Origin of the sequence: Methylobacterium sp. V23, assembly GCF_002917135.1 — a bacterium.
Classification (GTDB): domain Bacteria; phylum Pseudomonadota; class Alphaproteobacteria; order Rhizobiales; family Beijerinckiaceae; genus Methylobacterium.
The window spans coordinates 119559-133466 of sequence record NZ_PDHT01000006.1; the positions used below are offsets into that span (position 1 = coordinate 119559).

General features: G+C 70.3%; 14 protein-coding genes. 9 read left to right on the forward strand and 5 right to left on the reverse strand.

The features are described 5' to 3' along the window. Window positions 1-2: 2 nt before the first annotated feature. The 5 genes from CRT23_RS08165 to CRT23_RS08185 form a co-directional block, all read right to left on the reverse strand. Complete coding sequence (locus CRT23_RS08165) at window positions 3-779, reverse strand: prephenate dehydrogenase (protein WP_103709293.1); 777 nt, start codon at window positions 777-779, stop codon at window positions 3-5. A gap of 216 nt (window positions 780-995) precedes the next feature. Continuing rightward, on the reverse strand, window positions 996-1385 hold the full coding sequence (locus CRT23_RS08170) for a tautomerase family protein (protein WP_103709294.1): 390 nt from the start codon (window positions 1383-1385) through the stop codon (window positions 996-998). A 38-nt stretch (window positions 1386-1423) separates the two neighbouring features. Next, a complete protein-coding gene (locus CRT23_RS08175; protein ID WP_103709295.1) occupies window positions 1424-1777 on the reverse strand; it encodes a hypothetical protein in 354 nt (117 codons plus the stop codon). 15 nt (window positions 1778-1792) lie between these two features. Continuing rightward, window positions 1793-2047, reverse strand: a complete 255-nt coding sequence (locus CRT23_RS08180; protein WP_245436051.1) for a hypothetical protein — start codon at window positions 2045-2047, stop codon at window positions 1793-1795. A gap of 135 nt (window positions 2048-2182) precedes the next feature. After that, on the reverse strand, window positions 2183-2464 hold the full coding sequence (locus tag CRT23_RS08185; protein WP_103709297.1) for a hypothetical protein: 282 nt from the start codon (window positions 2462-2464) through the stop codon (window positions 2183-2185). 199 nt (window positions 2465-2663) lie between these two features. Between CRT23_RS08185 and sseA the strand changes: the two genes are divergently transcribed. From sseA to CRT23_RS08230, 9 genes are all read left to right on the forward strand, one after another. Next, window positions 2664-3512 (forward strand): 3-mercaptopyruvate sulfurtransferase, encoded by an 849-nt coding sequence (gene sseA / locus CRT23_RS08190; RefSeq protein ID WP_103709298.1) that lies wholly within the window; start codon window positions 2664-2666, stop codon window positions 3510-3512. 9 nt (window positions 3513-3521) lie between these two features. Next, a complete protein-coding gene (locus CRT23_RS08195; protein WP_103709299.1) occupies window positions 3522-4376 on the forward strand; it encodes an urease accessory protein UreD in 855 nt (284 codons plus the stop codon). 250 nt (window positions 4377-4626) lie between these two features. After that, window positions 4627-6432, forward strand: a complete 1806-nt coding sequence (gene atzF, locus CRT23_RS08200) for an allophanate hydrolase (RefSeq protein WP_103709300.1) — start codon at window positions 4627-4629, stop codon at window positions 6430-6432. A gap of 91 nt (window positions 6433-6523) precedes the next feature. Beyond that, complete coding sequence (locus CRT23_RS08205) at window positions 6524-8749, forward strand: glycosyltransferase family 2 protein (protein WP_245436053.1); 2226 nt, start codon at window positions 6524-6526, stop codon at window positions 8747-8749. Window positions 8750-8867: 118 nt separating this feature from the next. After that, window positions 8868-10172 carry an SLC13 family permease gene (locus CRT23_RS08210; protein WP_103709366.1) on the forward strand — a complete coding sequence of 435 codons (1305 nt, stop codon included), beginning with the start codon at window positions 8868-8870 and terminating at the stop codon, window positions 10170-10172. 165 nt (window positions 10173-10337) lie between these two features. Further along, window positions 10338-10739: a succinate dehydrogenase, cytochrome b556 subunit gene (gene sdhC / locus CRT23_RS08215; RefSeq protein WP_055952945.1), complete on the forward strand. Its 402-nt coding sequence runs from the start codon at window positions 10338-10340 to the stop codon at window positions 10737-10739. Between the two features lie 12 nt (window positions 10740-10751). After that, window positions 10752-11165 (forward strand): succinate dehydrogenase, hydrophobic membrane anchor protein, encoded by a 414-nt coding sequence (gene sdhD / locus CRT23_RS08220; protein WP_055952942.1) that lies wholly within the window; start codon window positions 10752-10754, stop codon window positions 11163-11165. A gap of 29 nt (window positions 11166-11194) precedes the next feature. Further along, window positions 11195-13015 carry a succinate dehydrogenase flavoprotein subunit gene (gene sdhA, locus CRT23_RS08225; protein WP_103709302.1) on the forward strand — a complete coding sequence of 607 codons (1821 nt, stop codon included), beginning with the start codon at window positions 11195-11197 and terminating at the stop codon, window positions 13013-13015. A gap of 62 nt (window positions 13016-13077) precedes the next feature. Beyond that, window positions 13078-13881, forward strand: a complete 804-nt coding sequence (locus tag CRT23_RS08230) for a succinate dehydrogenase iron-sulfur subunit (RefSeq protein WP_055952937.1) — start codon at window positions 13078-13080, stop codon at window positions 13879-13881. The last annotated feature ends 27 nt before the right edge of the window (window positions 13882-13908 follow it).

Below are 13908 nucleotides of genomic sequence, written 5' to 3' on the forward strand. Positions count from 1 at the left end.
CGTCAGGCCGCCCGGACCGCCGGCTCCGGCGCGTCCGACAGGTCGTGGGTGAGTTCGACCGCCTCGGCGACGAAGCGGCGGCGGACCGCGCCGGCATAGGGGTTGGCCCGCTCGATGGCGTCGAAGACCTCCGGCGCGTCGTGGCGCACCATCTCCACCGCCTGCATCAGCAGGTCGAAACTCCGAGTGGTTAGGCGGGTCGGAAGCGGCGCCATGCGCACCATCACCTTGGCGATGAGGTGGGTCAGGCCCTGGACGGTCGCCGCGTCCCGATCGTGCGCTTCCGGCGTCGTCAGAATGACGTCGAGTCCGAGCCGTCGGCGCAGGAACGCGGCGACCTGTCGGGTCCGGCCGCCCCGCACTTCGCAGAGCGCGATCTTCAGTCCCCGGAGACGGTCGCGGGCACTCTGCGGCCCGAACAGCGGATGGGTGGCGACGATGGCGACGTGCGCCGGCAGCCCGTCGCGCATCGCCGCCGCGGAAACGGCTTTCACCGAGCCGACATCGAGGACGAGGGCGCCCGGGCGGAGATGCGGACCGATGGCCGCCACGATGCCGGGGATCGCCGGAACCGGCGCCGCCAGGATCACGACCGGGCAATCCGCCGCGGCGCGCAAGGAGCCGGGCACCACGTCGGGCCCGGGCTCCGCCGGCATTGCCGGATCGTAGGCGTGGATGAGGACGTAGGGTGCGAGGTGGCGCGCCACCAGGCGGCCGAAGGCGCCAAAGCCGATCAAGCCGAGGCGGGGACGGGAATTCTCAGGGGATTCGAACGGCACGGACGTGACCTCGGTGAAGGCCGGGCCGTCGACATGTGGTCCTGGAAAGAGATCAACCGCCGACGACGCAGCGGTTGAGACATGACGAGCCCCGCGCCGCTAAGGATGCGGCGCCGGATACGACAGGGAGCGAACGGTGGTCGTCATGGTGGCGCGTGTCTAACGGCGCACCGGCTGTCGCGTCAATGCCGGCGCCACGGGCCTGCGCGTGGACCGTCAGGCCGGCGCGTACTGCATCGCGCCGTTGCCGAAGGACCAGTTCTCCTTCACCACCTCGACGAGGTTGATGACGACGTCCTCGCGGCGGATGCCGGCCCGTGCGGCGATGCCGTCGGCGATCTGCCGGTACAGGGCGCGCTTGATTTCGACGGAGCGCCCGGCGTTCCAGGTGATCTGGATCATGACGAGGTCGTCGGTGTAGGTCACGCCGAGGTAGCCGGCCTCGGGCGCTACGATCTCCCCGGCCTCATGGCGGGTGATGATCTGAAATTTGTCGTTCTCGGGGACGTTCGCCGCCGCACGCAGCGCGGCATAGACCACGTCACCGATGATGTGGGCGCGGTCCGGCGGTGCGGCGCGGTTCAGGTCGATGCGGACGAGGGGCATGGCGATCTCCCGGTTGGCTTGCGTCTCCGGAGGCGGTCTCACCAGCCGAAGCGGGCGATCTCGCCGAGGCGCGCCTGTACGGCGGCCTCGTCGCGCCCCAGGGCGGCGGCGCGCTGGGAGAGAGCGTAGCACGTCGTGCAGAAGCCGACTTGCATCAGCGGGATGCCGTCCGCCCGGGCCCGCGACACCGACCCGATCAGACAGGCGATGACCGAGTCGCCTCCGGGGAGGCCGAGACAGTCGGCCCGCGGGCTCCCGAAGAATGGCCGGTTCGGCCAGGCCAGCGACACGGTGGTGCCGCCGCGCCGGTCCGGCGCCGGAGGCACCGTGTAGCTGCGGACGAACAACGCGGCGAACAGCAGCACCAGGCCGGGCAGGATGAGGGCGCGCATGGCGAGGCCGCTCCGTCAGGCCGGCTCGTCGAAGCGGCTCCAACGGAACACCTCCGTACCGGCGCCGTCGATGACCCGCACGGCCTCGGCGGGCGCGCCGCTGCGCTGGGGCGCCCGAGCCCGGGCGAACAGGGTCAGGGCCCGTTCCTTGGCCGCCTCGACGGTATAGGTGCGCACGGAGATGCGCTGGCTGACGGGATCTTCGCCGCGCGCACCGGCCTCGTCCTCCGAGGCGAGGACTTCGATGTGGTAGGTCTCGCGCGGATTCACGGTGGCTCCATCACGCTGGCACGACCCGCCATCCATAACTCCAGCGGCCGGGCGTTGGCACCACGGTTGAGTCGGCTGCGACGAAAAAGGCCGGGCCTCGCGGCCCGGCCCCTGGTCTGGATCGTGACGGGGGCCTCAGCGCGCGGCAGCGCCGGGGGGCGGGGCGCTCGGTCCACCCGTGCCCGGTGCAATGGCACCGCCGGCGCTCGGAAGCGGGGCGGCATTCGGGTTGCGGACGGCGCCAGCGCCCGGAGCGGTCCCGGTGGTCGCGGGTGAGCGAGCGGTGCCGCCGCCGATGCTCGTCCCGGAGTTGCTGATCGTACTCTGACCGGAACCGGTCACCGAGGATTGCGCCTGGGCTGCACCCGAGAGGACGAGGCCGAGAGTGGCGGCGAGAGCGAGGGCCGGGATGCGCATGGCGGTGGTTCCTGGGGAGAGGCGGGATCGATCAGGGTCGACGTCAGTGTGCAACGCGGCCCGGGAACCGCGGGTTCAGATCGCAAAGCCGCCCGGGACGGGTGCAACCGGCTGCTGGATGTGGTTTGGTGGCCCCTCCCGATCACCCTCCTGGCGAGGCCGGCCGGACGCGTTCCGGCCCATAGACACAGAGAAAACCATGCCGACGACGCCCTTTGTCACGGCCGACTGGCTCCATGCCCGTCTCGGCGCGCCCGACATCGTGATCCTCGACGGGTCCTGGTACCTCCCCGCGCAGGGGCGCGATGGCCGGGCCGAGTATCTGGCCGGTCACATCCCCGGTGCGATCCGGTTCGACATCGACACGATGAGCGACGAGACCGCGGCCCTGCCCCACATGCTGCCGCGCCCCGAGGTCTTCGCCTCCCGCATGCGGGCGCTGGGGATCGGCGATGGCGCCCACATCGTGGTCTATGACGGCATGGGCCTGTTCTCGGCGCCGCGGGTGCGCTGGATGCTGCAGACCTACGGACTCCGCGACGTGGAGATTTTGGAGGGCGGTCTCCCGGCCTGGGTGGCGGCGGGCTACCCCCTGGAGGACGGCGAGGGCCGACCGCGCGCCCGGCGCCACTTCACCGCGCGCCTCGACCACGGCGCCGTGGCGGATGCCTCCGACATCGCCCGTGCCCTCGAAACGGGCAGCGCCCAGGTGGTCGATGCCCGCTCGGGGGCGCGCTTCCGCGGTGAGGAGGCGGAGCCCCGTCCCGGCGTCCGGCCCGGGCACATGCCCGGCGCCCGCAACGTCCACTACGCCGCGCTCCAGAGCGGGGGGCGCCTGAAGGACGAGGCAGCTCTGCGCGCGGTCTTCGCGGAGAACGGCGTCGATGTGGGCAAGCCCGTGGTCACCACCTGCGGGTCCGGCGTCACGGCCGCCATCGTCGGACTCGCGCTGGAGACCCTGGGGCGGCCGCCCCGCGCCCTCTACGACGGCTCCTGGTCGGAATGGGGCTCAGATCCCGCGCGTCCCGTCGCCACCGGCCCGGCCTGACGGGCCACCTTGCTGAACCCCGACCCTCCGGCGGTCCGTGACGCTGCGCCGGAGCGCCAACGCTCGCAGGGCCGCATCCACCTGCACGTCGCCTGCGCAGACGGACACGACACCCGCGTCCTCGACATCGCCGAGGGCGGACCGTTGCGCCTGCGCCTGCCGCGACGTCCGAAGGGCCCATGCGAGGCGGTGCTGCTCAACACGGCCGGCGGCATCGCCTGCGGTGATGCCTTCCGGGTCACCGCCGAGGTCGGAGCGGGGGCCGATCTCACCCTGACCACCACGGCGGCGGAGAAGGTCTATCGCTCGGACGGTCCGGTGAGCCGGATCGCCACCGCGGTGATTGTGGGGCCCGCGGGTCGCCTCGCGCACCTGCCGCAGGAAACGATCCTGTTCGACCGCGCCGCCCTGGCGCGGCGCTTCGAGGCGGATCTGGCGCCGGGCGCCCACCTCCTCGCGTTCGAGGCCATCACCTTCGGGCGCACGGCCCGCAACGAGGCGATGACGCGGGGCTCCCTTTCCGACACCTGGCGCATCCGCCGCGACGGACGCCTCGTCTATGCCGACACCCTGCGCCTCGACGGTGCGCTCTCGGACCTGCTCGCCCGCACGGCGATCGGCAACGGCGCTCGGGCGATGGCGACGCTGCTCGATGTCTCGCCCGAGGCGGAGGGCCGGCTGGACGAGACGCGTACCCTCCTCGACGCGAATGCTGCGGACGGCGTCGCCGCGGCGGCCAGCGCCTGGAACGGGCATCTCGTGGTACGCCTCCTCGGCCGCGATCCGGACGCCCTGCGGGCCATGGCCCAGCGCCTCCTCACCGCCTATCGCGGGCGGCCCCTGCCCCGCGTCTGGCAGAGCTGAGTGTTCGGCTCCGGCGGCCGCCATCGCGGCGGGCCGATGCCGGAGGCGATCTCGAGCATCGAGCGACAAGGCTGTCTCGGACGGCACGAAGGATGCAGTGTCGACGCGGATGCCGGGCCATGTCCGCAGGTTTCGGGGTGCCCCGGCGGCGGACCTCGTGCGGGACATCCCTGCTGCGCCGCGCCCGATTTCATGCGGTGGCGAGCTTGTCGGACCGATGTTGTTGCGTTGATCTTGGAGACCCGAACCCATGCTGCCCACGATCCTGGATCTCGCGACCCTACGCGCGGCCTTCGCCTCCGGCAGCCTCGACCCGGTCGGCCTTGCCGAGATCGTTGCCGACCGGATGGCGGCCTCGTCGGACCCTGCGGTCTTCATCACGCCGGTGCCGCGCGCTGACCTCGTCGCGGCCGCCCGCGCCCTAATGGCGGCGCATCCGGTGCCGAATTCCCTGCCGCTCTGGGGCCTGCCCTTCGCCGTGAAGGACAACATCGACGTGGCCGGCCTGCCCACCACCGCCGCCTGCCCGGCCTTCGCTTATACGCCGGGGCGGGACGCCGTGGTGGTGGCCCGCCTGAAAGCGGCCGGCGCCCTCGTGATCGGCAAGACGAACCTCGATCAGTTCGCCACCGGCCTCAACGGCACGCGCTCGCCCTACGGCGCGCCCCGCAGCGTCTTCGACGCCGAATACGTCTCGGGCGGATCGAGCTCCGGCTCGGCCGTGGCCGTCGCCGCCGGGCTCGCCTGCTTCAGCCTCGGTACCGACACCGCCGGCTCCGGCCGCGTGCCGGCGGCCTTCAACAACCTCGTGGGGATCAAGCCGACGCCGGGGGCGCTGAGCACCACCGGTCTCGTTCCGGCCTGCCGGAGTCTCGACTGCATCACGGTCTTTGCGAGCACCGTCGGCGACGGCATCGCCGTACGCCGGATCGCCGAGGGCTTCGATCCCGCCGACCCGTATTCGCGCCCGGCGATCCCGCATCCGCTTCCGGCGGCGGGCCTGCGCTTCGGCGTTCTGGCCCCGGCCGAGCGCGAGTTCTACGGCGACACCGAGACGGCGGCCCTCTACGACGCCGCCATCGCGCGGCTGGAGCGCCTCGGCGGCGTCGCCGTGCCGTTCGATTACGCGCCGTTCCGGGAGATCGCCGCGCTCCTGTATGACGGTCCGTGGGTGGCCGAGCGGCTGGCGGCCGTCGAAGCCTTCCACGCCGACCATGCCGCCGAGATGGACCCGAGCGTGCGCGCCATCCTCGATTCGGCCCGTGCCTACAGCGCCGTCGACGCCTTCCGGGGCCGCTACGCCTTCGAGGCCCTGAAGCGCCGTACCGACGCGATCCTTGCCGGTCTCGACGTGCTGCTGCTGCCGACCGCGCCGACGATCTATACGGTCGCCGAGATGGCGGCGGAGCCCATCGTCCGGAACAGCCATTTCGGGCGCTATACCAATTTCGCCAACCTGCTCGGAATGGCCGCCATCGCGGTGCCGGCCGGGTTCCGCCGGGATGGCCTGCCGGCGGGCGTGATGCTGGTGGGACCCGGCTTCAGCGACGAGGCCCTGGCACCCTGGGCCGATGCCCTGCATCGCGACCTCGATGGCGGCATGGGCGTCGACCGTGCCCGCGCGCTCCCCGACGAGAGCCGTGTGCCTCCCCTGCCCTCCAGGCAGATCCCCCTGGTGGTGGTGGGGGCCCATCTCACCGGGCTCGCCCTCAATCACCAGCTCCAGGAACTCGGGGCGACGTTCCTGCGCGCGACCCGGACGGCGCCCGACTACCGGCTCTACGCCCTGCCCGGCACGGTTCCGCCGAAGCCCGGCCTCGTGCGCGCGCCCGGGTTCGAGGGCCCCGGGCTGGAAGTCGAGGTCTGGGCGCTCGACCCGGCGGCCTTCGGGCGCTTTGCCGCCGCGATCCCCGCGCCGCTGGGCATCGGCAAGATCGCGCTGGCCGATGGCGAGTCCGCCTCCGGATTCCTCTGCGAAGCCCACGCCGTCGCGGATGCGCCGGAGATCACCCGGCACGGGGGCTGGCGCGCCTACCTCGCCGCGGGGCGCGCCTGAGGCGAGGGGGCCTGCCCTTGCGAGGGCCGGCGGCCTTGCCCTAAACCCCGGGCACGGCAGGCCCTGCGCCCGCATCGAAGAGGATCCGGGTTTGCCGCGCACCCTACGCTGTCGCCTCGACGCCGTCAGCCAGATCGTGGCCGAGGGGACGCCCGACACGTGGCGCGCGACCGGGTCCGACCCACATTTCCGCCTCTGGCCTCCGGAGGGCCGCCGGCGCCATCGCGGCGGCTGGGTCCGCCTCCGCGCCGACCTCACCGCCCTCGACCGCACGAAGCTCGTCCCGATCCTCTACGTCGACGACGGCAAGGGGTTTCGCGAGACGCTGACCATTCCGCTGGAGGCCGATTCCAGCGGCGTCGACAATCTCGTGTGCCTGCCGCGCCGGGTCCGCGGCCTGCGCCTCGACCCGATGAGCGGCACCGGCCGCTTCCGCCTCGCCGACGTCTCCCTGACCTATCTCGGCCCTGTGGGCGCGATCGCCGAGACCGCTCGGCGCCGCGTGCAGGCGCTGCCCGAGGCGGAGCGCGCGCCGACCCGCCTCCTCGCCCGCATCCACGCCGCCTGGCGCGAGAAGGGGGCCGCCGAACTCTGGCGCGATTTCCGGGCGAGCGCCCGGCCGCGCCCGGTGCCGGCCTCCTACACAGCCTGGATCGACAAAGTGGAGACGCCGGCTCGCCTCAGCGTGGCGGCGATGCGCGCCGAGATCGAAGGCTTTCGCCTGCGTCCGCGCATCTCCATCGTCATGCCGGTCTACAACACCCCCCGGCGCTGGCTGGAAGCCGCCATCGCCTCGGTGCAGGCCCAGGCCTATCCGGACTGGGAACTCTGCCTCTGCGACGACAACTCGCCGGACCCGCAGATCTGGCCGCGGCTCCAGGCTTTCGCGGCCGCCGACCCGCGCATCAGGTTGCATCGCCGGACCACGAACGGACGCATCTCGGCCGCCTCGAACGACGCCATGGCGCTGGCGACCGGCGCCTACCTGACCCTGATGGACCACGACGACGCGATCCCCGACAACGCCCTGTACGAGTTCGTCCGCATCCTGAACGCCGAAGACAGCGTCGACTTCATCTACTCGGACGAGGACAAGATCTCGATCGACGGGGTGCGCTACGAGCCGTTCTTCAAGCCGGACTGGTCGCCCGAAGCCCTCGAATCCTGCATGTATACGGCGCATCTGGCGCTCTACCGGATGGACATCGTCCGGCGGATCGGCGGCTTTCGCGACGAATGCAACGGCGCGCAGGATTACGACTTCGCCCTCCGCTACACCGAGCATGTCCGCAACGTCGTCCACGTGCCGAAGGTGCTCTACCATTGGCGGGCGATTCCGGGCTCCACGGCCCAGACCATGGACAACAAGGACTACGTCATCGCCGCGGCGATCCGCGGCCTGGAGGACCGGGCCCGGCGCACCGGTGAACTCGACTTCGCCCGCGCGAGCGCGTTCAAGGGCTGCTTCGAGATGCGGCGCAAGCTGACGGTGCGCCCCCGCGTCTCCATCGTGGTCCCCACCGCCGGCCGCGACAGCCTCGTGGGCGGCCGCACCGTGGACCTCCTGGCCGCCTGCCTCGACAGCGTCGCTGCGAAGAGCACCTATCCCGACATCGAGTCCGTGGTGGTCGATAACGGCGATCTGCGCCCAAGCACCGAGGCGGCCCTGGCTCGCCACGGCGCCCGACGCGTGACCTGGTCGGAGCCGGTCTTCAACGTGGCCGCCAAGATGAATCTCGGCGCCGCCGCGGCGAGCGGCGAGGTTCTGGTCTTCCTCAACGACGACATCGCGGTCATCACGCCCGACTGGATCGAGGCGTTGTTGGCGCAGCTGCAGATTCCCGGCGTCGGCGCCGTCGGCCCCAAGCTCCTGTTCGAGACCGGCGAGATCCAGCATGCCGGCGTGTCGATCATCGACGCCACCCCCGACCATGTCCGGCGCGGCTATCCCGGCGACGATCCCGGGCACTACTTCTCCACCGTCGGCAGCCGGAACTACCTCGCGGTCACCGGCGCCTGCGTGATGGTGCGGCGGTCGGACTTCGACGCCATCGGCGGCTTCGATGCGGGTTTCGCCGTCAATTACAACGACGTCGATCTGTGTCTGCGGCTGCGCGAGCGCGGCCTGCGCAGCGTCTACTGCGCCCAGGCCAGCCTCTACCACTACGAGAGCCGCAACCGAGCCCGCACCGTCGATCCGGACGAGCACCGGCGGTTTCGTGATCGCTGGGCGGCGAAACTCCCCCACGATCCCTATTACGGCGCCTGGTTCGAGGCGCTGCCCCCGACCTTCGAACTCGACCCGGCGCGTTTCTGAGGCTTCGCGGCCGGCGAAGGCTGGATCGGAAAACCCCGAATTGCGAACGGCTCCAAGGTAGGATCATTGTCCCGCCGGACACGACGGGGTGGACCGAGGCATGCCGGCAGGGGCGTTCATGGGCGGGGAGGCGACGGTCGCGGTGACCGCGCTCCTGCTCGCGCTCTGCATGGGCCTCTGGGCGAGTGGCCTGATCGCCGAGATCATCACCGCGATGCTGTTCTTCGCCGGGGCGATGCTGTTCCACCTCGCGCCCCCCGCGACGGTGTTCTCGGGCTTCGCCTCCTCGGCGTTCTGGCTCGTCCTGAGCGGCATGGTGGTCGGTCTGGCCATGACGCGCTCGGGGCTCGGCGACCGCTTGGCGCGAAGCCTATCGGGGCATCTCTCCACCTCCTACCCGGCCTTCATCGCTGGGATCGTCGCCCTGTCCTTCGCCGTCGCCTTCGTGATGCCGTCGAATCTGGGGCGGATCGCCCTGCTGGTTCCGGTGGTGCTGGCGCTGTGCGACGCCTTCGGCCTCGCGGGCGGGCGCCCCGGCCGCCACGGTGCGGTCCTGGCGGTGGGGCTCGCCACGCCGATCCTCTCCGCCGCGATCCTGCCGGCGAACGTGCCGAACCTCGTGATGGCGGGGACGGCGGAGACGCAGTACGGCCTCCACATCGCCTACCTGCCCTACCTCCTGCTGCACGCGCCGGTCCTGGCCCTGGCGAAGGGCGTCCTGCTGGTCCTGGCGATTCTCTGGATCTTTCCCGACCGGCTCGACCACGGCGAGAACGGGGCCGCCCTGGTGAAGGAGCCCCTGCGCCCCGAGGCGCACCGCCTCGCGGTGATCCTCGCCGGAACCCTTGCGCTCTGGGTCACGGATAGCCTGCACCACATCGCCCCCGCCTGGGTCGGCCTCGTCGCCGCGATCCTCTGCCTGATGCCCCGCATCGGCGTCCTGCCCGCAGAGGCCTTCGGCGCGGTGAACCTGCGCACCTGCTTCTACGTGGCCGCGCTCCTCGGCCTCGTGGCCACCGTGAACGAGACCGGTCTCGGCGCCCGCCTGGGCCATGCCCTCCTCCACGTCGCGCCCCTCACCCCCGATGCGCCGGGCTACAATTTCGGGATTTTGACAGGTCTGGCGGCAATCCTGACGCTGGCGGTGACGGCCAACGGCGCCCCGGCGCTCTACACGGCGCTCGCGGGCGAGATGGCCCGGGCCAGCGGCCTCGACCTGGCGGCCGTGGTGATGATCCAGGTGGTCGGCTACTCGACCCTGTTCCTGCCCTATCAGGCGCCGCCGATCGTGCTCGCGGTCGATCTCGGCAAGGTGCCGCTGCGGGCGGCGACGAAGCTCACTCTGACGACGGGGCTCGTATCCCTCCTCGTGATCGCGCCCCTGGATTATCTGTGGTGGCGCGCGCTCGGATGGCTGCCATGAGGCGATTCGGACCGAATGACGATTTGGCGGTTGTGTCGCATGTGCACTGCGGCAAACTCGGGTTGCGCATTGGCGCCTGCCCGCTAGCACTTTAGAGACGATCCAAATTTTTCTTGGTGCGCCTTCAAATCCGGGTGCGCCGCCCAGTCGAGGACCTTCCGCACGATGGCTCCCACCGTCCGTCCCACGGTCGCCCAGCCGCTCTCGCCCCACCTCCAGATCTACCGCTGGACCTGGACCATGGCGATGTCGGTATTCCACCGCATCACCGGCACCGCACTCTACGGCGGCTCGGCCCTGGTGGCGATCTGGCTGGTGGCCCTCGCCTCGGGTCCGGGCGCCTACGGCACCGTATCGTGGTTCTTCGGCTCGATCGTCGGGCGCCTGGTGCTGTTCGTCTACACCTGGATCCTGATGCACCACATGCTGGGCGGGCTGCGCCACTTCATCTGGGATCTCGGCTACGGCTTCGACCGCGCCCAGCGCATGGGCCTCGCCCGCGCCACCCTGATCGGCTCCGTCATCCTGACCGTCCTGATCTGGGCGCTCGCCCTGACCCTGCGCTGAGGAGGCGGACCGATGGTCGACAATCGCCAGAACACCAACGTCACCATGCGCACGCCCCGCGCCCGGGTGAAGGGCCTCGGGGCCTCCGGCCACGGCGCGGGCCATTTCTGGATCCAGCGCCTGACCGCCGCCGCCAACGCGCCGCTCATGCTGGCCTTCGTGGTGATCGTCGCCCTGATGGCGAACCGGCCCTACCCGGAAGCCATCGCGCTGATGTCGCACCCGGTGGTGGCGCTCATCCTGATCCTCGCCGTGATCTCGGTCACGGCCCATATGAGGATCGGGATGCAAGTCGTGATCGAAGACTACGTCCACGACAGGACGCTCAAGCTCTTGAGCCTGCTTGCGAACAATTTCTACGCGGTCATCGTCGCCGTCGCCTGTCTGTACGCGATCCTGCGCGTCAGCCTCGGCAAGCTCGTCTGACCCGCACCCCGAACCCGAAGGATCAGCCCATGGCCACCAACGGAACCAACGGCAGCGGCACCCCCGCCTACACGATCAACGACCACACCTTCGACGTGGTGGTGGTGGGTGCGGGCGGCGCCGGCCTGCGCGCCACCGTGGGCTGCTCCCAGGCCGGCCTGCGCACCGCCTGCATCTCGAAGGTGTTCCCCACCCGCTCGCACACGGTGGCGGCGCAGGGCGGCATCTCGGCTTCCCTCGGCAACATGGGTCCCGACGATTGGCGCTGGCACATGTACGACACCGTGAAGGGGTCGGACTGGCTCGGCGACCAGGACGCAATCGAGTACCTCGTGCGCAACGCGCCGGCGGCCGTCTACGAGCTCGAGCATTGGGGCGTGCCCTTCTCGCGCACCGAAGAGGGCAAGATCTACCAGCGGCCCTTCGGCGGCATGACCACCGACTACGGCAAGGGCACCGCCCAGCGCACCTGCGCGGCGGCCGATCGCACCGGCCACGCCATGCTGCACACCCTCTACGGGCAGGCGGTGAAGAACCACACCAACTTCTTCATCGAGTACTTCGCCCTCGACCTTATCATGGATGAGGAGGGCCGCTGCCTCGGCGTCATCGCCATCGACCAGGCGTCCGGCGAGATCCACCGCTTCCGCGCCCAGATGACGATCCTGGCCACCGGCGGCTACGGGCGCTCGTACTTCTCGGCCACCTCGGCCCATACCTGCACCGGCGACGGCAACGCCATGGTGCTGCGCGCCGGCCTGCCCCTGCAGGACATGGAGTTCGTGCAGTTCCACCCGACCGGCATCTACGGCGCCGGCTGCCTGATCACCGAGGGCGCGCGCGGCGAGGGTGGCTATCTCACCAATTCCGAGGGCGAGCGCTTCATGGAGCGCTACGCTCCGTCAGCCAAGGACCTCGCCTCGCGCGACGTGGTCTCCCGCTCGATGACCATGGAGATCCGGGCCGGTCGGGGCGTCGGCAAGTCCAACGACCACATCTACCTGCACCTCGACCACCTCGATCCGGCCATCCTGCACCAGCGCCTTCCCGGCATCTCGGAATCGGCCAAGATCTTCGCCGGCGTCGACGTCACCAAGGAGCCGATCCCGGTGCTGCCGACCGTGCACTACAACATGGGCGGCATCCCCACGAACTATCACGGCGAGGTGCTGACCCTGCGCAACGGCAACCCCGACACCGTGGTGCCGGGCCTGATGGCGCTGGGCGAGGCGGCCTGCGTCTCGGTGCACGGGGCCAACCGCCTCGGCTCGAACTCGTTGATCGACCTCGTGGTCTTCGGCCGGGCCGCGGGCCTGCGCTGCGCCGAGATCGTCGAGCCGGGCGCCCGCCAGATGGAGCTGCCGAAGGACTCCGCCGACAAGGCCCTCGGGCGTCTCGACCGCTTCCGCTACGCCAGCGGCGGCACGCCGACGGCGCAGCTGCGCGCCGAGATGCAGAAGACCATGCAGAACAACTGCGCCGTCTTCCGCACCGGCGAGGTCCTGGAAGAGGGCAAGACCCTGATCCACAAGGTCGCCGCCGGCATCCCGGACATCCACGTCAACGACCGCTCGCTGATCTGGAACACCGATCTCCTCGAGACCCTGGAATTCGACAACCTCATCGGCCAGGCCGTCGTCACCATGGAATCCGCCGCCAACCGCAAGGAAAGCCGCGGCGCCCACGCCCGCGAGGACTTCCCGGACCGCGACGACAAGGAGTGGATGAAGCACACCCTGGCCTGGATGGACGACACCTCCAAGCAGGTCAGTATCGATTACCGTCCGGTCCACACCTACACGATGTCGAACGAGATCCAGTACATCGAGCCGAAGGCGCGCGTGTACTGAGGCAACGACGTTCGTCGTTGCTCAGACTGGTTCTCACGAGACGGATTTAGGCACGCCACACCATGGCTCAGTTCAATCTCCCCAAGAACTCCCAGATCACCGAGGGCAAGACCTGGCCTCGGCCCCAGGGGGCCAACAACCTGCAGGAATTCCGGATCTACCGCTGGAATCCCGATGACGGCAAAAATCCGCGCGTCGACGTCTACCAGGTCGACCGGGACGATTGCGGCCCGATGGTCCTCGACGCCCTGCTGTGGATCAAGAGCAAGGTCGACTCGACCCTGGTCTTCCGCCGCTCCTGCCGCGAGGGCATCTGCGGCTCCTGCGCCATGAACATCGAGGGCCAGAACGCACTGGCCTGCACCATGGGCATCGATGAGTGCCAGGAGCACGCCAAGGGCAAGAAGACCGGCGCGGTGCGGATCTACCCGCTGCCGCACATGCCGGTGCTGAAGGATCTCGTCCCCGATCTGACGAACTTCTTCGCCCAGCACGCCTCGATCGAGCCCTGGCTCCAGACCGAGACGCCCGCCCCCGAAGGCGAGTGGAAGCAGACGCCGGAGGACCGAGCCCAGCTCGACGGTCTGTACGAGTGCATCCTCTGCGCTTGCTGCACCACCTCGTGCCCGAGCTACTGGTGGAACGGCGACCGCTTCCTCGGCCCGGCGGCCCTGCTCCAGGCCTATCGTTGGCTGATCGACAGCCGCGACGAGAACACCGGCGAGCGCCTCGACGCTCTGCATGATCCCTTCCGGCTGTATCGCTGCCACACGATCATGAACTGCGCCAACACCTGCCCGAAGAGCCTGAACCCGGCGAAAGCCATCGCCGAGATCAAGAAGATGATGATCGCCCGCGAGGTCTGAGGCTCGGCCCCGGTCGCGACCGGGCGA